Here is a 21,197-nt window from a genome sequence, read left to right as displayed (position 1 = left end):
GAGATGAAATCCCGAGGATTCACCCTGATCGAGCTGCTGGTCGTCATCGCCATCATCGGCATTCTGGCGTCCATCCTGCTGCCCGCGCTGGCGCGGGCGCGCGAGGCGGCCCGCCGCGCGTCCTGCCAGAACAACCTCAAGCAAATGGGCCTGATCTTCGCCATGTACACCAACGAGGCGCCCGGGGGAGCGTTTCCCCCGCTCCAGCTGGAGCCCGGCTGCGGGCACCGGCCCTGCTTCGCCTGGGCCGCGCGGATGAGCGCGGTTTACCCCGAGTACCTGACCGATCCGGCGATTCTCTTCTGCCCCTCCGATGCCGAGGACCGGCTGGAGGACCACGTCACCGCCGACGGCCGGCTCACGCTGGTGAACAAGGTGCCCGGCGGGCGGCAGGAGGGCGTGGAGGCGGCCGACGCCAGCTACACCTATGTCCCCTGGGTGCTCGACCGCGTGGCGGACACGGACCCCCTCGACCTTGACATGCACCTGATGACGCGCCTGCTGGAGGTCGCCGAGGTCATCGGCATCTCCGACGAGGACGTGGTGAACCTTTCCGAGGCGCCCCAGCAGATCATGGAGACCATGCGCGACCTGTTCTTCTCCGCCATGCCCCTGCGCGACGACCCGGAGGGGCTCCTGAAGGAGGTGGACGCCGACCGGTCCGTGTCCCCCGGCAACGGCAACGGCGGCGGCGACACGGTGCGCCGCCTCCGCCAGGGGATTGAGCGCTTCCTCATCACGGACATCAACGACCCCCACGCCGCCGCGGGCGCGGCCAGCGAAGTCTTTGTCCTCTTCGACAACATCGGCATCGCGGCGGCCCAGTTCAACCACGTTCCCGGCGGGTGCAACGTCCTGTACATGGACGGCCACGTTGAGTACGTCCGCTACCCTGGAAAGCCCCCGGTGAACGCCAAGATGTCCGCCGTCATGCGCGTCTTCGACCTGCCGCATCCCTGAGGGGGGGCCGGCGGCCTGTGTCTTCCCGGAGGCGGAGCGCGGGGCCTAGAAGATCCTCTCGCGGCGCGTGGTGGAGCCTGGGCCCGTCCGGCGGGAGTATTCCTCGTAGGTCATCTCGAACTCCCCCTCCGCATCCAGGAAGGCGGCCACCACCGCGGGGTCAAAGTCGGTGCCCGCGCCCGCGCGGATCATGCCGGCCACCTCATCATGGGGCATGGCCTGCTTGTAGGGGCGGCGGCTGCGCAGAGCGTCGTACACGTCCGAAACGGCCATGATCCGCGCGCTCAGGGGGATGCGTTCCCCCTTGAGCCCGTCGGGGTAGCCGCCGCCGTTCCAGCGCTCGTGGTGCGACCGCGCGATGGCGGCCCCCACGCTGAGGAAGGCGTTGCGGGGGTCCTGGCGGCGGGCGGCCTCCAGCGTCTGCGCGCCGATGTGGGCGTGGTTCTTGACCGCCTCGTACTCATGCGGCGTGAGGCGGCCCGGCTTCATGAGAATCTTGTCCGGAATGGCCACCTTGCCCACGTCGTGCAGGACCGACGCGCCGCACACGTTCCGGACGAAGTCCTCGGTCATGCCGTCGCGGTGGCGGGACGACCGGATCAGGTGTTCGCAGAGGATTCTGCAGAAGGCCTGCGTCCGTTCCACATGGTAGCCCGACTCGTCGTCCCGCGACTCCGCCAGTTTGGAGAGGGCGGTGATCGTGCCAAGTTGCGAGTCGGACAGCTCGCGCACCTTCTCCCGCACGATCCGCTCCAGGTCCCGGCGGTGCTCGTCCAGCTCCCGGATGGTCCTGCGGAGCAGCAGGTGCGTTTTCACCCGGGCGGTCACCTCCTCCATCTGGAACGGCTTCGTCACATAGTCCACGCCGCCCGCCTCGAAGGCCCTGACCTTGCTCTTCACATCGGAGAGGGCGCTGAGGAAAAGCACCGGCACGTCGTGCAGCGCCTCCTCCGCCCGCATCCTGCGGCACACCTCATACCCGTCCATTTCCGGCATGAGGATGTCCAGCAGCACCAGGTCGGGCGGATCCTTTTCGGCGGCCCTGAGCATCATGGCCCCGGAGGAGAACAGGCGCACCTCATGGTGCCCGCCCTCCAGAATGCCGTCAAGAAGCTTCAGGTTCTCCGCCGTGTCATCCACGACCATGACCAAGGGCCTGTCGCTCCGGGCAGACATGTCCGCACCCCCCTGCTGTCAGTCTCATGGGCTGCGCCCCGCCGGAAACCTCTCCCGACGGGACATCAAACAGGCCGCATGCTCCTCTGAACAGCCGCTGTTTCCAAAGGGTTCACTTCCCGCGCCCTGTGTCCGGAAAGGGGGAAGACGCCCGAGACCGCCGCGCTGCCCGCGTCACCCCCGTGCCTGCGGACCCCGCCGGACTCCATCCTCCACCGCCGGACCCAGTACCCCATTTTTGCATTTTCGCACCGTATTGTCAAGGCTCTTCGCCGCCCCGGGCCGGAATGGCGCGCCCACGTCCGAACCATGAAGAGGGGGTTACCCCCCTGCGGCATCCACCTCGATGGTCGCATGGACGATGCCCAGTCCCGGCGGAATGAGCGCGTGGTAATGCGACGCCGCCCGGGGAACGGCGGCGGCAAGGGATGCCATGGCGGCATGCCTGCCCGGGCCGACCTCCCACACATGCAGGTCGGTGACCCGGGTGTCCGGGTCCGCCTCCAGATGTTCCCGCAGCCGGTCCAGCAGTTCGTCGGAGACGCGCATGTCAAGCAGCACCCGCGCGGTCGCCAGGAGCAGCCCCCGGGACCACACGGCCACCATGACCGCCCCGATGACCCCCATGACAGGGTCCATCCAGCTCCATCCCAGATACTTTCCCGACAGCAGCGCCAGAATGGCGAAGACCGAGGTTAGGGCGTCCGCCAGCACGTGCAGGTAGGCGGAGCGGAGGTTGTGGTCGTGATGATGGTGGTGATGGTCATGTTCATGTTCATGGGGGTGGCCGTGGGAGTGCCCGTCGCCGCGGCCCAGAATGACCACGGACACGCCGTTGACCAGGAGCCCGACGACCGCCACCAGGATGGCCTTGTCGAAGGCGATGGAAACGGGGAACAGCAGGCGCTTGGCGCTTTCCCAGGCCATGAGCAGGGCGAAGAGCGCGAGCAGCACGGCGCCGGTGAAGCCGCCCAGGGCGTTCACCTTGCCCGTGCCGAAATTGAACCGGGGGTCGCGGGCGTGCCGCCGCGCGTAGACGTAGGCAAAGACGGCGATGCCCAGGGCCGCCGCGTGGGACCCCATGTGGAGCCCGTCGGCCAGCAGGGCCATGGACCCGAAGGCCAGCCCGGCGGCGATCTCGACGGCCATCGTCAGCGTCGTGATCGCCGCCACCACCACGGTCCGGCGCTCGCCGGGAAGCCGGCGGTCCTGGCCGAAATCGTGGGAATGCCGCGGGGAGGGGGATGTCATGGGCGGTCTCCTTTTCCCCGTGAACCGCCGGACAAGCAACGGCCTTTGTGTCCGCTCCGGAGCGCATTCCACAACGCCGGTCTCCCGAATCGCCGACGACGACGCGGCGGGAACCGGGGCCGCGCATGGAGCGGAAAGGACTCCGTCACGCCGGGTAGCCGGCCTCCTTCAGGATGCCGCGCAGGATGGGCACGGTGGCGCGGATTTCCTCCACCATGCCGTCCTTGCCGCCGCCCTTGGGCCTGTACTCGATGTGGATGGAGACGGGGCCGGAAAACCCGCCCAGGGTCCGCAGGATGCGGTACATGTCAACGTTCTTGACCACGCCCTGCCCCAGGCGCACCCATTCGGGCTCGGCGCCCTTCCACACGAAGTCCTTCGCGGAGGACATCTTCACATAGGGGGCCAGGAGCCGCGTGTTCACCTGCCACACGCCGAAGGCGCCCTCGGCGGCGGTGTGGGCCGTGTCGAAGTTCGACCCGAAATGCGGGCTGTTGACGGCCGCGCAGGCCTGGTGCAGGTCCCACAGCGGGCCGCCGAAATTGTTCCATCCCGAATGGTTGTGGTAGCCCAGGGTGAGGCCGGACTCCGCGGCCAGCTTCGCGAGGGCGGCGAGGTCCTCCGTGAACTTCGCGGCCTGCGGCGCGATGGGGCCGTCGTCATCGTAGCGGCGGACGCCGACGCGCACGAAGGGGATGCCGAGGGCGGCGGCGCGCGCGAACACGCCGGTCACGTTCGGCCCCTCCAGGTCGTAATAGTTGGTGCTGATCATGGGCACCGACAGGCCCTCGGCGCGGATCGCCTCCACGGCGGCGGTCAGGTCGCGGTCCACGTTTTCCGGCAGCACATGGCCGCCCGGGCGCACGGTGAGGTCCACGCCGTCCAGCCCGATCTCGCGGCAGGTGCGCGCGAGGGTCTTGTAGTCCATGAACTGGAGGTATTTCGAGAAGATCACCACCTGCGGGGTTGCGGGCGCGTCCTGCGCCACCGCCATGCGTCCGGCCAGCATCCCCACGGCGGCCGCGGCGCCGCCGCGCGCGAGAAACGCTCTGCGGTTCATCGGGCTCATTCCTGCTCTCCTTCTTCGGTCTTTTCGGCTTCGCCGTCCGTTGGGTTCTGTGCCGGGGCGGCCTTGCGGCGCGGGGCGGCCTTTCGTTTTGCGGGGGCCTTCTTCACCGGCTCCCCGGCATCTTCCTCTTCCGGGGCGGCGGACGCTTCCGGTTTTGCGGCAGGTGCCGCGTCGGACGCCGGGGCCGCCTCGGGGGCCGGCGCCGCCTCGGGGAGTTCGTCTTCGGGGGCCGGCTCCGGCGCCGCCTCCGGTTCGGGGGCGGGCTCTTCCTCCGGGAGGTCGGCGAAGGCCGGACGCGGCGTGATGGGGTGCGCGGCGATCCACTCGGCGACGGGGCCGAAGACCTCCGCGGCGGCGTTCACGCCGAAGGCGAGGTCGCAGTGGCTGTAGTCAATGAGGCACCCGGCGTCGCGGCCGCAGAGCAGCAGCTTCTTGTCCTCCATTTCAATGCGGTCAAAGAGGGCGCGCCCCTCCTCGCCGTTGATGAAGGGGTCGAGGGGGGCGAAGGCCGCCAGCAGCGGGGTGTTCAGTTTCGGCAGCCGCTCCGAGAGCCGCAGCTTCCCCTTGTGCATCACCACCTCGCCCGCCTCGGCCCAGCTGAAGACCTGGCGGTGGACGCCGCGCGAGGGGTCGTCGAGCATGGTGTAGAAGTCCCGGAGGTCCATGTCCTTGGGGAGGTTGGCCGGGTTGACGGGCAGAAACTGGACGAAGCGGCTGAACCTGCGGGCGAAGGGAAGGGCCAGCCGGAGCAGCTCGCCGGAGGTCCACGGCGCGACCTCCACCAGCCGTTTGAGGGGCGGCGGCACCAGGTCGTTCGCCTTGGCGAAGTCCACGGGGGAGCCCAGGGTGACGGCCGAGGCGAGGCGCCTGCCGCCGGTGTGCAGGTCGTAGGCGTAGAGGAGGAACCCGCCGAGGGAGTGGCCCACATAGTGGACCCTGTCCCACCCCGTCACGCGGCAGATGTGCTCCAGCACCGCCGGGATGTCGTAGGCGGCGTAGTCGTCCACCGTGGCGTCGTGGACCGACCTGCCCGGCGCGGGCTGGGCCGTGTGCGTCGTGCGCAGGTCCACGGTCCAGCAGTCGTAGCCGCGCGCGGCGAGGAAATCCACGAGGTTGCCGTTGGCCCCCGCGGGGTTCAGGAAGTTGTTCTGGTTCGCGTTGAGCCCGTGGACGAAGAGGACGGGCTCGCCGCGGCTGCCGGGCTTCCGGAACCGGCACACGCGCAGCTTCCACAGGTCCGGCGTGGTGACGTGGCATATTTCGTTCGACCGGACGACCTCCGGGCACGCGCCCGCGAGGAGGACGGAGTAGGCAGCCCCGGCCAGCAGCAGCAGGAGCGCCGCCGCCAGCAGCCACACGAACGCGGAAAGGATCATGACGGGTCTCCCTTTTCCGGGGCGTCCGCGCGGGGGACGCCGCCGACACCCGTTTGTTGTAGCCATTCCCAGACCTGCCGCGCAAGTTTCTCGTTGAGGCCGGGCACGGCGGCGAGCTGTTCGGGCGAGGCTGCGCGCACGCCGGAGAGGGATCCGAGCGCGGCCAGCAGCGCCCGCAGGCGTTTGGGGCCGATGCCGGGAATCCGCAGCAGCTCCCCGGTGAGGGCCTCCTTCTTCCGCCGCGCGCGGTGGTGGGTGATGGCGATGCGGTGGGCCTCGTCGCGCAGGCGGGCCAGGGTGCGCACCACGGGGCCGTTTTGCGGCGGCACGACGGGGTTGCTCCGGTTGGGCAGGAAGAAGCGCTCGGGCGACCGCGCGCCGTCCTCCGGGCGCGACTTGGCGATGGAGGCGCAGGGCAGGTCGGGCAGGCCGAGGTCGTCGAGGACGGTCTTGGCCACGGCGAGCTGGCCGCGCCCGCCGTCAATGAGCACGAGGTCCGGCAGGTCGTCCTCCGCGAGGGCGCGCGTGTAGCGCCGCGTGAGCACCTCGCGCAGGGCGCCGAAATCGTCCTGCCCCTCCACGGTGCGCACGATGAAGCGCCTGCGGCGCGCGGGCGCGGGCGCGGCGTCCTCAAACACCGCCATGGACCCCACGGTCTTGTCGCCCTGGTGCGTCGAGATGTCGAAGCACTCGATGCGGCGCGGGGCGCGGGGGAGATGGAGGGTGTCGCGGATGAGCTCCAGCGTGTCCCGGGCGGCGCTCTCGGCCAGCCGCTTCTCCTCGAAGCTCTGGCGCGCGTTGCGCGACGCCAGGTCCACCAGCGCCGCCTTGTCGCCCCGCTGCGGCCTCAGCACGCGCACGGCGCCGCCGCGGCGCTCCGCCAGCAGCTCCGCCAGCGCGCCCGCCCCCTCCAGCGGCAGCGGCACCAGCACCTCGCGGGGGATCACCGGCGCGGTGGCGTAATACTGCCAGAGAAAGGACCCGAGCAGCCCGTCCAGGGGCAGGTCGTGCCGCTCGAAGGACCACGCCTTCCCGCCCAGCAGCCGCCCCCCGCGGTAGAACAGGGCGTAGACTTCCGCGAAGCGGTCGCGCGCGTGCACGCCGAACACGTCGCGGTCGTCGTCGCCGCCGACGGCGCGCTGCTTCTCCAGCGTCCCGCGCAGTCCGGCGAGGCGGTCGCGCAGCGCGGCGGCCTCCTCGAAGCGGAGCTCCGCCGCGAGGCGGCGGATGTCGGCCAGCAGGCGGCGCTCCAGCTCCGCGCCGCGCCCCTCCAGCGCGAGGACGGCCTGGGCCGCGAGTTCCGCGTAGGCCTCCGGGGCGATGAGGCCCGTGCAGGGGGCGGCGCAGCGGCCCATGTCGTGGTAGATGCAGGGCCGCGCCCGGTTCTCCAGCACATGGTCCGAGCAGGTGCGCAGGGGGAAGATGCGCCCGAGCTGGCGGAGCATCTGCCGCGCCGCCTTTGAGTCGTGGTAGGGGCCGAAATACCGGGCGCCGTCGCGGCGCACCTTTCTCACCACGGTGATGCGGGGGAACCTCTCGCGCGGGTCCAGGCGCAGGCTCAGGAAGGTCTTGTCGTCCTTCAGCCGGATGTTGTACTTCGGCCTGTGCGCCTTGACCAGGCTGTCCTCCAGCAGCAGCGCCTCCTTCTCCGACGCGGTCACCATGAACTCCACCGCCGCGAGGCGGCGCAGGAGAAAGCGCACGGTGGGCCGCCCGTCCGTCTCGTTGAAATAGCCGCGCAGGCGCGCGCGCAGGCTCTTTGCCTTGCCCACGTAGATCACGCGGCCCGCCGCGTCCTTCATCAGGTAGCAGCCCGGCTGCGCGGGCACGGCGGCGGCGTCATACACAAAGCCGCCGGCCTCTTTGTCCTGTTCCCGGGTCATGGCCAGAGGATAACACAGGCCCCGGCGGCCCGCGCCTACCGGATCTCGGGCTTGGGGCCGCGCGTGAGCAGGTCGAGGATGACCGCGCCGACCTCGGCCCCCCCGAAGAGCAGGTCGTGGACGGCGGCGGTGATGGGGGTGTCCACGCCGAGGCGCCGGGCGAGGGCGCGGGCGGACTTCGTGGTGCGGACGCCCTCGGCGACCATGGGCGACCCGCCGAGGATGTCGTCGAGGCGGCGGCCTTTGGCCAGCTCCTCGCCCACGCGGCGGTTGCGCGAGTGGCGGCTGGCGCAGGTGACGATGAGGTCGCCCATGCCGCTGAGCCCCGCGAAGGTGGCCGCCTGCGCGCCGCAGGCCGTGCCCAGCCGCGTGATCTCGGCGAGCCCGCGCGTCATGAGCGCGGCCTTCGCGTTGTCGCCCAGGGCCAGCCCGTCGCACACCCCGGCGGCGAGGGCGATGACGTTCTTCAGCGCGCCGCCCAGCTCCACGCCCGCGACGTCGTCGCTGGTGTACACGCGGAACACCGGCGCGAAGAAGGCCGCCTGCACCTTCTCCGCCGCCGCCGGGTCGGCGCTCGCCGCCACCAGTGACGCGGGCAGGTCGCGGCCCACCTCCTCGGCGTGGCTCGGCCCGCTGAGCGCGGCCACGGGCCCGCCCGGCGCGGCCTGTTCGATCACCTCGTTCATCCGCAGGAGCGTTTCGTTCTCGATGCCCTTGGCCACGCTGACGCGGACCGTTTCCGGGGAGAAGGGCATGGCGGCGGCCACGGCGCGCATGACGTGCGACGGCACGGCGAGCACGGCCATCTCGGCTTCGGGGTCCGTGTCCCGCGCCACCTCGACGCTTTCCGGCAGGAGCACGCCGGGGAGCAGCCGGGGGTCCTCCCGGGTGGCGCGCAGCCGGTCCGGGTCGTCCTCCCCGCGGCACCACAGGCGCACCGCGTGGCCGTTCAATGCCAGCCGCCGCGCCAGGGCCAAACCCCAGCCGCCCGCGCCGACCACCTGTATGTTCATGGCAAGAGCCTCCATGCCGCGTGTCTGTCCCCTCCGTCAAGGGGACCATTTTCCCACAAACGGCCCCTCCGGCTGTCATTCCCGCGAAAGCGGGAACCCATCTTGGGTCAGCGTGTCACGACGCACGCTGAAGGCATGGGCCCCCGCTTTCGCGGGGGTGACGGACGGAGCGGGCGGAAAGCGGGGACAGGCACGTCTTCGCTTCGCCGCGCTTGTGCAAGTCCCCGTTTTCCGCCGCGTGTCGTTTCCTAGCGCCCGGGCATCTGGTCGGGGCCGACGCTGAAGTTGATGGGCGTCAGCTTGTTCAGCAGGGACCCCGCGAAGCCGTGGGAGAAGCCGAGGGCGAAGAGGTTGAACATCTGGTAGAAGAACAGGGTGCCGAAGATGCCGCCGGAGAAGGTGAACACCATGAGCCAGACGTTGGGCAGGTGCACCAGGCTGAACGCCGTCGCGGAGCAGAGGCACGCCTTGGCCAGGTCGCGGCGCGACCGCTCGACGGGGAAGGCGCGCCCGAAGAGCACGCCGAAGTAGCTGGCGAAGATGAGCTGCTGCACCCAGCCCCAGGTGACGTAGCCGGACCACTGGCCGCCGATGGCGGGCAGGTCGGCGAGCGCGCCGATGCGGTCGCGCGCGAGCGCGCCGCGCAGGCGCAGGAAGTGGTTGGGCTCCAGCACGCCGCGCAGGGGGTCCAGCACGAACTGGAAGAACAGGTTGAACAGGACCACAAAGACCAGGGACGCCGTGAGGAAGGCGAGGATGAAGCGCAGGCTCCGGGCGAAGTTGTCCAGCCGCACCATGAAGGGGATGAGCACGAAGAACCACCCCGCGAGGAGGCCGGCCAGCAGCAGGGCGATGAACTGCGGCTTGCCGCCGCAGGCGGTGATCTTCGCCGCGTACCGGGCGTCAATCTCCGCCGAGAAAGTCCACGCGGCGGAGAGGTACAGCACCGTCATGGCCGCCATCACCGCGGCGACGCAGCGCCAGTGTTTCACCACCAGCGGCGGCTCGCCGTCCTTCCCGACGTAGTACCGCAGCGGGTTGCCCAGGCCGCGGAACTCCCAGAAGTAGAGCCCCATCCCGCGCCGCTGCTGGTGCGGCAGGAGGAAGATGTCCTTCTCGAAGCGGTAATGGACCAGCGGCGACAGGACGAACATCCACAGCATCGTCGGCAGGGCGATGAGTGTGCGCGCGGTCTTCGTGGCGTCCTTGTCCAGCCAGTACGCGCACCAGACCACCGCCATGACCAGCGCGAAGACGCCCCACGCCTCCAGGAAATTCCACCGGCGGATCTTGCGCAGATACGCCGGGCTCACCGCATCCGTGCGGGCGATGAGCCCGCAGTCGCGCGGCAGCTCCACGCGGGTGAAACAGCGCCTGAACAGGTTCCAGGACAGGATTTTCTCCGGGGGAAATGACGTCATGGGTCGGGGCCTCCTTGGGAGGAACGATTATAGCCGCTGGCCGCCGCCGGGGACGAACCGCGCCGGGGCGGGCCGCCGCGCGCGCATAACTGGCTGAAAAAACAGGGGATAGGCGGCGCGCGCGCGCAATACCCTTGTCCGGCGCGGCCGGACGCGGCATGACGGCCCGCCAATGCAAAAAAAACCGTTGAAAAATAAGGCTTGACAAATGCCCGCGCGTTGGGTAATAAATGAAGCTGTTCTTGGAGGCGGCGGCGCGGCGCGCATGGGCAACCAGGGGTTTGCGCGGCGTCTTCGCGGAACAGGAAACGACGCGCGCGTGTGTGGCGCGCGCGGGCGAACGGCTAAGTTTGGGGCTGTGTTCAACAAGACAAGGAGAAACGTAGGATGGCCATCAAGAAAGCGAAGAAGGGCGACAAGGCGCTGACCAAGACCGCGATCATCGGCTGCATGGCCGAGGAGACCGGCCTGACCAAGAAGGACGTGACGAAGGTTCTCGACACCCTCACCGCGCTCATCTATGCGCAGGCTCCCGCGGGCTTCACGGTCCCCGGGCTGGGCAAGGTGAAGCTGGTCGAGCGTCCCGAGCGCATGGGCCGCAACCCGCGCACCGGCGAGCCGGTCAAGATCCCGAAGAAGACCGTGCTGAAGTTCAGCTTCGCCAAGGCCGCCAAGGACGCCATCGTCCCGCCGAAGAAGAAGTAACCCCCGAGCGGAAACGCAGGGCCCGGAACCGCCGCAACGGCGTTCCGGGCCCTGCTTGCTTTGGGCGTTCCAAGGCTGGTGGAAAGATGCCGGGATGCCGCGACGAGGTGGCACGGGCCCGGCGTTCTCCCAAGACACCCCATTCCCTGATCGCCGGACAAGAAACGATCGCGGATGTGTTCGAGGTGGGGCGCGCCTTGTGGGTTCGCGCTGACAGCATCGGCGCCGTCAAAGGCGCTCACTCGCCCATGAGATGCGGAGAGCTTTGGGGCTTTCCGACAAGAGGTTGCCGCGTCGGCCGGGGCGGCCTCCTCGCAATGACCGCGGAAATGCGCGTCATTGCGAAGGCGCGCAGCGCCTGAAGCAACCTCGTTCTCGCCTCGGCTTCGGTTTTCACAACATCTGATCCGGCGATTAGGGCCATTTGGCGCGATTGAAAACGGGGCGCGGATGCTTCATACTGGGGGCCGGTTCCCGTTCCCAGGAGGAGGCATCCCATGAACCCGGTCAGGGCGTATCTGCGCGAAATTGAGCGGCAGCTCGCCACCGGCATGGCCACCGAGCACACCCACCGCGCCGCCCTCCAGGCCCTCGTCGAGTCGTTCAAGAAGGGCCTCACCGCCACCAACGAGCCCACCCGCGCCGCCTGCGGCGCCCCCGACTACATTGTCACCGAGGGGCACGGCGCCGTCGGCTACATCGAGGCCAAGGACATCGGCAAAAACCTCGACGAGGTCGAGCGCTCCGAACAGCTCAAGCGCTACCTTGAGGGCCTCCCCAACCTCATCCTCACCGACTACCTTGAGTTCCGCCTCTACCAGGCCGGGGAGTATGTGATGGACGCGAGGCTGGCCCGTCCGGGCGATAACGGAAAGCTGCGGGTTAACCAAGCCGGAGAATCGCTTCTCGCCAACCTTATGGACGCCTTCCTGACGGCGTCGTTTCCCGGTGTGGCGACGCCGGACGATCTGGCGCGGCGGATGGCGGCGACGGCGCGGATTCTGCGACAGGTGATCGGGGCGGCGTTCACGCAGGAGGGCCGCAGCGACACGCTGCACGGCCAGTTGGAGGCCTTCCGCCAGGTGCTGCTGCACGACCTGGAGCCCGCGCAGTTCGCCGACATGTACGCCCAGACCATCTGCTACGGCCTCTTCGCCGCCCGCTGCAACCACAGGGCGGAGCGGGGCGCCTTCACCCGCGAGGCCGCCGCCTTCGAGCTGCCCGAGACCAACCCCTTCCTCCGCCAGATGTTCGGCCACATCGCCGGGCCGGGGCTCGACGTCCGCCTCGCCTGGGCCGTGGACCACCTGGCCCAGCTCCTCGACCGCGCCGACATGGGCGCCGTGCTCAAGGATTTCGGGCGGCGCACCCGGCAGGAGGACCCGGTCGTCCACTTCTACGAGACCTTCCTCGCCGCCTACGACGCGGCCCTGCGCGAGGCCCGCGGCGTCTACTACACGCCCGAGCCCGTCGTCTCCTACATCGTCCGCTCCGTGGACGCCATCCTCCGCCGCGACTTCGGCGTCGCCGACGGCCTCGCCTCCACCGACAAGGTTCCCGTCCACGAGCACCACATCCCCAACGGGGGCGCCCAGGTCCAGCGCAAAAAGGTGGGCGACATCCACCGCGTCCTCATTCTCGACCCCGCCGCGGGCACCGGCACCTTTCTCCACGGCGTGGTGGACCTCATCCACGGCGCCGTCTGCCGCAAGGGCGGCGACGGCCTCTGGAACGGCTACGTCAAGGACCACCTCCTCCCCCGCCTCTTCGGCTTCGAGCTGCTCATGGCCCCCTACGCCGTCGCCCACATGAAGCTCGGCCTCCAGCTCGCCGAGTCCGGCTACACCTTCCAGTCCGGCGAGCGCCTCCGCGTCTACCTCACCAACACCCTCGAGGAGGCCTTCTCCCTCGGCGACCTCCCCCTCTTCGCCAACCTCATCGCCGAGGAGGCCAACGCCGCCGGACAGGTCAAAACCCGCCACCCCGTCATGGTCGTCCTCGGAAACCCCCCGTATTCCGGGCATTCGGTCAACAAGGGCGAATGGATCACACGGCTTATGGGGGAATACAAGGACGGGTATCCGGACCTGAAGAAGCCCGGCCAGGCGAAATGGCTCAGCGATGACTACGTGAAGTTTTTCCGCTTTGCCCAATCGCGCATCGAACAGACCGGATACGGCGTGCTGGCCTTCATCAGCAACCACGGCTATCTGGATAACCCCACCTTCCACGGCATGCGCCGCAGCCTCATGAAGACCTTCGATGACATCTTCGTCCTGGACCTGCATGGAAGCGTCAAGAAGAAGGAAAAGGCGCCGGACGGATCAAAGGACGAGAATGTCTTCGACATCCAGCAGGGCGTTTCCATCGGCCTCTTCGTGAAGCGGAAGAACGGCACGGATTCCAAACCCGCGAAGATTCATCATGCCGAGGTGTGGGGGCCGCGCGAAATTTGGGAAACCGACGCGAAGGGCAACCGGAATCTCATTGGGGGCAAGTACCGCTACCTTTACGACCACGATGTCCGCACAACCAAATGGACAAGGGTAAAACCCAGGGACCCCTTCCAGCTCTTCGTACCGCAGAATGCGAGCGTTCTTGCGGAATACGAGTCGGGATGGTCTCTGGCAGACATCTTCAGTCCATCCGGTGATCCAGCCCCCGGCATGGTCACCACCCACGATGAGTTCGCCATTTCGTGGACTGCCGAGGAATCCGCGGAGAAGATCCGCCGGTTTCTCAAGACCACGTCAGAGGAAGATGCCCGCGCGATTTTTCGGCTTTGTTCACAGAGTCAGTGGGATTACGCCCGGGCAAAGAACGAATTGAAAGACGGCGCATGGAAGGAAAAGGTTACGCCTGTTCTGTACCGACCGTTTGATGTGCGGTGGACAGTGTACGACCCGAATGTGGCCGTTCACCGGCGCGTGCGCGTGTCTCGCCACATGCTTGCGGGGGAGAATCTTGGTCTTGGCACCACGCGTTCGGTGGAGATTGGCCGGGGGTGGGAGCATGTTTTTTGCACGCGTTACCTGATCCAGCACCACACGGTTTCGATCAAGGAGGTCAATTACCTTTTCCCCCTGTACCTGTATGTGGACCACGGGGACGCGGCGGAGGACCTGGAGGAGATGGCGGCGCGGGAGGAGGCGCGGGCCTACGGCATCCGGCGGCGGGCGAACCTGTCGGCGGGGTTTGTGGAGGAGGTGGCGGGGCGGGTGAAGCTGGCGTTTGTGGGGGACGGGACCGGGGACCTGAAGAAGACCTTCGGGCCGGAGGATGTGTTTGACTACCTGTACGCGGTGCTGCATTCGCCGGCGTACCGGGCGCGGTATGCGCCGTTTTTGCGGATGGATTTCCCCCGGGTGCCGGTGACGTCGGACCGGAAACTCTTTGCGGCGCTGGTGGGGCTGGGGCGGCGGCTGCGGGGCCTGCACCTGCTGGAGACGGCGGCGGAGGGCGGGGCGTCGTTCCCCGTGGCGGGGGACAACACGGTGGCGGCGGTGCGCTACACGGAGGCGCTGGGGCGGGTCCACATCAACGACGCGCAGTATTTCGAGGGCGTTTCCCCGGCGGTGTGGAACTTCCACGTCGGGGGCTACCAGGTGTGCGAGAAATGGCTGAAGGACCGGCGGCGGCGCGCGCTGGACTACGATGAGATCACGCGGTACCTTCAGATCGTGGCGGCCCTGGGCGCCACGCTGGCGCTGACAAGCCAGATTGACACCGTCATCGCCGCCCACGGCGGCTGGCCCCTGGGCTGACGGCGCACGGAGAAGAGAACGGGCGCCCCCCCCACCGTAACCGTAGACGCGGCATCTTGCCGCGTTCTTTCGGGCCTTTCGTTCACCCCAAAGAACGCGGCAAGATGCCGCGTCTACGGTATTCGCGCTTCGGGCCGGCTACAGGCTGTACTGCGGGATTTTCATCCACTCGCCGTCCTTGAGGGCGGAGCTGTGGGCGATGATGCCGGCGACGGTCATGTTGAGGGCGAGGGCGATGTCCACCAGCGGCTTGCGGTCCTGGAGGATGGCCGTGACGAACTCGTTGCAGAGGTTGCCGTGGGAGCCGCCGTGGCCGCCGCCGTCCATGCCGGGGGGCAGGGCGGGCTTTTTGATGTCTATCTTGGAGACGTCGGCGACGCCGTCGTAGACCACGCCGCTGACGGACCCCTTGCTGCCGCGGACGCGGCCCATCTCGCCGTGGTGGCCGGGGGTGTCCCAGCTGACGGCCATGCGGGCGGTGCCGCCGTCGCTGGTCTTGAAGAGGGCGATCTCGGTGCCGAAGGGGTTCTGGTAGCGGTTGTTCTCCGGCTGGAAGTCCTTGATGGCGCTTTTTGTGCCGACGCAGGAGACCCCGGTGAACCGGCCGCCGGCGATGCAGGAGTAGAAGCCGTTGGAGTGGGTGGGGTACCACTGGGGCGGCAGGCCGATCCGCCAGCCCTTGTAGGAGTCAATGGGCGTGTCCATGTAGTGGTAGTACTCGCCCTCGGTGTAGAGGATGTCGCCCAGGGCGCCCGCGGCGTAAAGCGCGCGCATGGCGTGGCACTCGTCGCGGTAGGCGGTGGTCTCGAACATCATGTACTTGAGGCCGGTGGACTTCACGGTCTCCAGCACGGCCTCGCCCTCCTCAATGGAGCCGAAACAGGCGGGGACGGCGGTGGCGGCGTGCTTGCCGTGCTTCATGGCCTCGATGCAGTGGCGCGCGTGGCTCGGCGCGTCCGTGGCGATGAAGACGGCCTCCAGTTTCGGGTCCTTCACCATCTCCTCCAGGGAGGGGTAGGTGACGGGGCAGCGGCAGATCTTCGCCAGCTCGCCGCAGCGCTCGGGGATGAGGTCGGTGACGGCGGCCACCTCCACGTTGGGGTGGTCCTGGAACCCGAAGGCGGCGCCGAACTGGCACACGCCGTAGCCCGCGATGCCGACGCGCAGTTTGCGGTCGGACACGGGCGTCCACACCGCGCTGTCGGCGCGGGCGCCGCCGGTGTCCTCAAAGCCCTGGATGGGCGCGCCGTCCGCGGCGAACGCGCCGCGCGCCATGGCCGCGCCGGCCGCCCAGGCGGACATCTTCAGAAACGATCTGCGGGAAAACCCTGCGCTCATGGCACTGCTCCTTGGTTTAAAGAATCCGATTGCGGGCGCATCCGGGCGCGCACGGGCGCCCGGACTACCGCCGTTTGTTCTTGCTGAGCTCCACCTGGTCGAAGATGCGGTCCTGGAGGTCGCGGGCCTCAATGCGCAGCGTGGGGCCGTGGACCGACACGAGGCAGTAGTGGTGGCCACTGTAGACCTTGGCGGAGAAGGGAAGCCGCCACGGGGCGAACTGCTCCAGCCCGCCGCCGCCGCCGCCGGTGATCATGTAGAGGATGCCGCCCTCGAGGACCGGCTTTCCCCCCTTCAGCGGGTGGGTGCGCTCGTAGGAGTGGATGTGGCCGCCCCAGACGATGTCCACGCCGTGCTTCTCGAAGAGCGGCAGGATGCGGCGCAGGCCCAGGTCGCCGCCCGGAGTGCGCACCTTGTCCGTGGCGCCGTAGTCGTTGAAGTCGGAGGAGTAGGGCACCTTGTGGAAGCACACGATCTTCCAGTCGGCCCTGGACGCCTTCAGCGCGCCCTCCACCCACGCATACTGCTCGGAGTCCGCCCGCATGGGCCGCTGCGAGTCAAGCAGGAACAGTTCCAGGTTCCCGTAGCGGAAGCTGTAGCAGTACTCCGGGTCCGGCAGGGCGAAATACTCGTAGTAGTACGGCGAGTCCTTGTCATGGTTGCCGAAGGTGGGGATGAGGGCCGCCCGGCTGATGAGCGGGTGCATGTTCGCGAAAAAGTGGCCGGTCCACTGCTCCTTCACCGTGCCGTCGCTCACATGGTCGCCGCCAAGCAGCACGAAATGCGGCCGCTGCGCCCACGCCAGGTTCGCCAGCGTGGACAGCTCGTTCGGGTTTGACTGCGTGTCGCACATCACGATGAAGGAGAAGGGCGACTCGTCGCCCACGGCGGTCTGGAAGGTCAGCACCTCGCTCTTGACCACCGTGCCGTCCGCCGCCGTCGAGCGCACCTGGTAGAAATAGCACTGGTCGGTCTCCAGGCCCTTGAACGTGGCCTGGTGCACCGTGGCGTCGCCCGTGGCGGGCGCCCACTCCAGCTTCGCCGCGGAGGCGCCGCACGCGGCCTCCGACGCCGCCGGCTGGTCCGTCTCCCAGCAGACCGTGATGGCCGTCTGCGTGGGGTACTGGAGGTACGGCTGGACGATGATCTCCAGCGCCGCAGCCGTCGGCGCGCACAGCGCGGCCGCCGCCAGAACCGAAAGAAGGAGTCCCGCGCCCAGGGAGTGTCGTGTCATGCGCATGGCATCTTCCTCATTTTGTGTTCGCCGCGTCCTTCCCGGCGGCGGCGCCTGCCGACCCTTGCCCCTCTACTTTGAACCCCTCCCCCCCACCGATGCAACCCCGCCGGAAAAGACATGGCGAGAAACGAGGCGATACCGGGAACGAGGTTGCTTCAGGCGCTGCGCGCCTTCGCAATGACGCGCATTTCCGCAGTCATTGCCATGACGAGCATTTTCGCGGTCATTGCCATGACGAGCATTTTCGCGGTCATTGCGAGCCCCTGACCGTCCGGAGTCGGGAACTCTGCCAATGAAGTGAGCGCTGCGGGAGGGCCGGGCACGTAGACGCGGCATCTTGCCGCGTTCTTTGGGTCAACGGAAGGTCCCAAGAACGCGGCAAGATGCCGCGTCTACGTGCCCGCCAGAGCTCCGGCCAACGCGGCAATCCGCCCCTACCGCCGCTTGCCGCGCGCCCATGCGGGGGGACACAATGGGGGAAACGCGGAGAACGGCCATGATGCGGAGCTGGATGCTGGTTGCGGGTGCGGTGCTTGCGGGGGCGGCGTGCGCGGCGGCGCAGGGGGTCACGGTGCGGGAAACGGTCGTTTTTGACGGCCGCGCGGGCTGGACGCATGGCGGGGTCACCTACCGGCTGGCCTGCGGCGCGAGCCTCTGCGAGGCGGCCAACGGCGACCTGCTCTGCTGGTGGCTTTCGGGGACTGACAACGAGCCGTCGCGGGACAACAATGTGCTGGCGGCGCGCTCGACGGACCGAGGCCAAACCTGGGGCGCGCCGTGGATCCTTGTGGAGGCGGGCGCGGAGGCCGCCGCTGTGACGTCCATGCAGGCCCTGCCCGACGGGCGGCTGGTCGCCCTGGGCGCGGGCTGGCCCTCGGAACTCCAGTACACCGTGTGGCACTACTTCCGCATGGAGTCGAAGGACCACGGCGCAACGTGGTCCGCGCGGGAGCCTTTCCGGCTTCGCCCGGAGGAGAACGTCATGCTCGGCCGCCCCGTGCGGCTGGCCAACGGCGAATGGCTCTTCCCCGCGTCCTTCTTCGAGCGGCGGCCCGTCCCGCTGACCGCGCCCATTGAGGCGCTCGCGCGCGCGCAAAGCGAGGCGGAGGCCCTCGCCCTGCCCCCCGCGCCCGACGCCCGCCCGGACAAGTTCTGCACCCACCTCCACGGGGCCTCGGCCGTCACCACCGCCGACTCCGAGCTGCGCGGCCTGACGGAGCACGCGGGCATCCGCAACCGCCCCCTCGGCCTGCTTGAGGGCACCGCGGTCCAGCTCCGCGACGGGCGCGTCGTGATGCTCATGCGCGCCGAATACGGCGGGTTCCTCTGGCGCGCCGACAGCCGCGACAACGGCCGCACCTGGACCGGTGCCCGGCAGACCGACATCCCCAATCCCACGTCGCTCCCCGCGCTTCTGCGCCTGCCCGACGGGCGCATCGCCCTCATCCACAACGCCACCGGCGGCGTCGTGGGCCGGGGCGCCGTCCGCGACCCGCTCTCGATCTGGCTCAGCAATGACGAGATGGAGACCTGGTCCGTCCGGGCCGATGTGATCACCGGCGGCCAGCTCGCCTACCCCTGCCCGCTGATCGTGGACGGCCGCCTCGTCTTCGCCTACGACCGCGACCGCCGCGAGACCCGCTTCGTCGAGGTCGCCCTGCCCCCGCGCTGACGCGGCGAACGCGAGTCTCCCGCAAGGACCGAAGACAAGGCAGGCGGGACGCCTGCGCTACGGAAGGGCGCGCCGCCGGGAATCCCCGTAGCGCAGGCGTCCCGCCTGCCGTGTCTTGCTCTCTTCCGTAGCGCAGGCGTCCCGCCTGCCTTGTCTTCAGACATGAAACCACGACGCCCCTCCGCGCGTTCTGGTAAGATTTCCCGGCTGGCGGGGCGGGCCCGCGGGGAGTTGCGCGCATGGGTGTGAGCAAGAAGGCTTCGGGCGGAGCGGGGTGCCTGGTGCTGTTTGCGCTGCCGTTTGCGGCGGTGGGCGTGGGGGCGCTGGGGATGTTCGCGTGGACCGTCTCTTCGTGGGTGTCCATGCAGTCGTGGCGGGAGGTGCCCGCGCGGATTGACTGCGTGGGGCTGGTGGAGAGCCGTTCCGACGACAGCACCACCTACCGCGTGGAGGCGGAGTACGCCTACGAGTGGGAGGGGCGGGAGTACCGGGGCGACCGGGTCTCCGTCCACACGGGGAGCGACAACGTCGGGTCGTTCCACCGGCGCGCGGCGGCGGAACTGGAGGAGCACCGGGACAGCGGCCGCCCGTTTCCCTGCTTTGTGAACCCCGACGACCCGTCGCAGGCGGTGCTCTACCGGAACCCGCGCATCGAGATGCTGGGGTTCATGCTGATTTTCGGGCTCGTGTTCGGCGGGGCGGGCTTTGGCATCCTGGGGGCGGCGTTCTTCGGCGGGCGGGCAGCCCGCGAGACGGCGGCGCTGCGGGAGCGGCATCCCGACGCCCCCTGGCGCTGGAAGAAGGAGTGGGACGCGGGGGTGATCTCGGCCCACAGCAAGGGAAAGATGTTCGGCGCGTTTGCCTTCGCCGCGCTGTGGAATCTGGTCTCGTCGCCCGTGCTTTTTTTCGTGCCCGGCGAGGTGCAGGGGGGCAACACGGCGGCGCTGATCGGGCTGCTCTTCCCGCTGGTGGGGCTGGGGGCCATCGCCGTGGCGGTCTACTTCGCCCTGCAGTGGCGGCGCTACGGCAACACGGTGTTTGAGATGGACGCCGTGCCCGGCGTGGTGGGCGGGATGCTCTCCGGGCGGGTGCGCATCCCCACGGTGGTGCTGCCGGAGAAGGACGCGGTGACGGTGCTGGAATGCGTCCGCCGCGTCACCACGGGCTCGGGGAAGAACCGCCACACCTCGGAGGACATCCTCTGGCAGGAGGAAAGCTCCGTGCCGCGCCGCGCCCTGGTGCAGGAGAGCCGCGCCACCCTCATCCCGGTGCGCTTCCTCATCCCGCCGGAGCAGCCCCCCACGGACGAGGAGGACCCGGACAACCAGCTCCTCTGGCGGCTGCGCGCGCGGATGGCCGTGCCGGGGGTGGATTTCTCGGCCGCGTTCCAGGTGCCCGTGTTCCGCACGGCCGACAGCCCCGCCCCGGGCGCGGCGGCGGCGGCGGACGACGGCACGGTGGTCATGGCGCTGGACGAGGCGGGCAACGCGATCCCCGACCCCGCCGCGCCGGACCCGGCGAAGACGGGGGAAACCCTGCGGCGCGCAGGCGTGCTGACGGTGCCCGCCCCCGGCGGCGGCATGGCGCTCGCGTTTCCCATGTTCCGCCAGCCGGGCATGGCGCTGGGCTCCCTCGTGTTCACGGGCATCTGGGGCGGCGTGGTCGCGCTGCTGTTCAAACTGCACGCCCCGTTCCTCTTTCCGGCGGTCTTCGGCCTTTTCCTGCTGATCCTGGTGTGGGCCTCGCTGGACCTCTACTTCGGCAGCAGCCGGGTGGAGGTGAACCGCGACGGGCTCCGCGCGCGCGGCGGCCTCTTCGGCCTCGGCCGCGAGCGGCGGGTCGCCTTCAGCGACATCGCCGGACTGGACGCCAGGAAGACCATGCAGGCGGGAAACACGCTCTACTACTCCGTGGCCGTCCTGAAACACGGCGGCGGCAAAATCCACGTCGCCAGCCGCCTGCGGCAGGACGCCGCCCGCGCGGTCGTCCACGCCCTCGAGACGGCCGTCCGGGAATACGGCGGACCGCCGCCTTCTCTCGAGGGTGTTCGCGCCAGGGGTTGTTAACATGGATGGGCAGGATGGACAGGATGAGGCAAGAAATCCTGCATATCCTGCCCATCCATGTCAGGGCATCTTGGGGTTGAGAGGAGGCGTTTTCAAGAGGATGTCGTGCACGGGCACCGAGGTGGCACGGGTTTCCAGCCCGTGGTTTTGAGTCATGGATGCGGCCCAAGAACCACGGACTGGAAGCCCGTGCCGCCTCGGTGCGCGTTTCCGGCGTCTTTCTTCAGATACAGCATTCAACCTTGAAATGCGCCAGCCCTTCCGGG

General features: G+C 68.9%; 15 protein-coding genes. 6 read left to right on the top strand and 9 right to left on the bottom strand.

The genetic code is table 11. From position 1 onward, the window contains the following. The first annotated feature begins 3 nt into the window (after positions 1–3). Positions 4–960: a type II secretion system protein gene (locus GXY15_11980; GenBank protein ID NLV41930.1), complete on the top strand. Its 957-nt coding sequence runs from the start codon at positions 4–6 to the stop codon at positions 958–960. Between the two features lie 45 nt (positions 961–1,005). Here GXY15_11980 and GXY15_11975 read toward each other — a convergent pair whose 3' ends face one another. The 7 genes from GXY15_11975 to GXY15_11945 form a co-directional block, all read right to left on the bottom strand. Further along, entirely contained in the window at positions 1,006–2,136 is a 1,131-nt protein-coding gene (locus GXY15_11975) for a response regulator (protein NLV41929.1), read from the bottom strand. 321 nt (positions 2,137–2,457) lie between these two features. Continuing rightward, a complete protein-coding gene (dmeF, locus tag GXY15_11970; protein NLV41928.1) occupies positions 2,458–3,387 on the bottom strand; it encodes a CDF family Co(II)/Ni(II) efflux transporter DmeF in 930 nt (309 codons plus the stop codon). A 145-nt stretch (positions 3,388–3,532) separates the two neighbouring features. Beyond that, a complete protein-coding gene (locus GXY15_11965) occupies positions 3,533–4,456 on the bottom strand; it encodes a sugar phosphate isomerase/epimerase (protein ID NLV41927.1) in 924 nt (307 codons plus the stop codon). Further along, positions 4,453–5,832 carry an alpha/beta hydrolase gene (locus GXY15_11960; GenBank protein ID NLV41926.1) on the bottom strand — a complete coding sequence of 460 codons (1,380 nt, stop codon included), beginning with the start codon at positions 5,830–5,832 and terminating at the stop codon, positions 4,453–4,455. Before GXY15_11960 ends, GXY15_11965 begins: the two co-directional genes overlap by 4 nt. Continuing rightward, positions 5,829–7,715, bottom strand: coding sequence for an excinuclease ABC subunit UvrC (gene uvrC / locus GXY15_11955; protein NLV41925.1), 1,887 nt, complete (start codon positions 7,713–7,715; stop codon positions 5,829–5,831). The genes GXY15_11960 and uvrC overlap by 4 nt, the downstream gene beginning before the upstream one ends. A 35-nt stretch (positions 7,716–7,750) precedes the next feature. Next, complete coding sequence (locus tag GXY15_11950; protein ID NLV41924.1) at positions 7,751–8,728, bottom strand: NAD(P)-dependent glycerol-3-phosphate dehydrogenase; 978 nt, start codon at positions 8,726–8,728, stop codon at positions 7,751–7,753. Positions 8,729–8,976: 248 nt separating this feature from the next. Further along, complete coding sequence (locus GXY15_11945) at positions 8,977–10,149, bottom strand: hypothetical protein (protein NLV41923.1); 1,173 nt, start codon at positions 10,147–10,149, stop codon at positions 8,977–8,979. 387 nt (positions 10,150–10,536) lie between these two features. Between GXY15_11945 and GXY15_11940 the strand changes: the two genes are divergently transcribed. Both GXY15_11940 and GXY15_11935 read left to right on the top strand, forming a co-directional pair. Then, positions 10,537–10,854 (top strand): HU family DNA-binding protein, encoded by a 318-nt coding sequence (locus GXY15_11940; protein NLV41922.1) that lies wholly within the window; start codon positions 10,537–10,539, stop codon positions 10,852–10,854. 497 nt (positions 10,855–11,351) lie between these two features. Continuing rightward, a complete protein-coding gene (locus GXY15_11935; GenBank protein NLV41921.1) occupies positions 11,352–14,618 on the top strand; it encodes a DNA methyltransferase in 3,267 nt (1,088 codons plus the stop codon). A 138-nt stretch (positions 14,619–14,756) separates the two neighbouring features. On the opposite strand, the gene GXY15_11930 is transcribed toward GXY15_11935, so the two are convergent. Beyond that, on the bottom strand, positions 14,757–15,920 hold the full coding sequence (locus GXY15_11930) for a Gfo/Idh/MocA family oxidoreductase (protein NLV41920.1): 1,164 nt from the start codon (positions 15,918–15,920) through the stop codon (positions 14,757–14,759). 100 nt (positions 15,921–16,020) lie between these two features. Then, the gene (locus GXY15_11925) at positions 16,021–17,196 is read right to left on the bottom strand and encodes a metallophosphoesterase family protein (protein NLV41919.1); all 1,176 of its coding nucleotides are present in this window, start codon (positions 17,194–17,196) and stop codon (positions 16,021–16,023) included. A gap of 114 nt (positions 17,197–17,310) precedes the next feature. On the opposite strand from GXY15_11925, the gene GXY15_11920 reads away from it, so the two are divergent. The 3 genes from GXY15_11920 (at position 17,311) to GXY15_11910 (ending at position 20,931) form a co-directional block, all read left to right on the top strand. Continuing rightward, positions 17,311–17,460, top strand: coding sequence for a hypothetical protein (locus GXY15_11920; GenBank protein NLV41918.1), 150 nt, complete (start codon positions 17,311–17,313; stop codon positions 17,458–17,460). A 229-nt stretch (positions 17,461–17,689) separates the two neighbouring features. Beyond that, positions 17,690–18,865 carry an exo-alpha-sialidase gene (locus GXY15_11915; GenBank protein NLV41917.1) on the top strand — a complete coding sequence of 392 codons (1,176 nt, stop codon included), beginning with the start codon at positions 17,690–17,692 and terminating at the stop codon, positions 18,863–18,865. Between the two features lie 239 nt (positions 18,866–19,104). Then, positions 19,105–20,931, top strand: a complete 1,827-nt coding sequence (locus tag GXY15_11910; protein NLV41916.1) for a DUF3592 domain-containing protein — start codon at positions 19,105–19,107, stop codon at positions 20,929–20,931. The last annotated feature ends 266 nt before the right edge of the window (positions 20,932–21,197 follow it).

The organism is Candidatus Hydrogenedentota bacterium, from assembly GCA_012730045.1.
Lineage (GTDB): Bacteria > Hydrogenedentota > Hydrogenedentia > Hydrogenedentales > CAITNO01 > JAAYBR01.
Note: the sequence above shows the minus strand (reverse complement) of the source record. Positions and strands in the feature narration are given on the sequence as shown.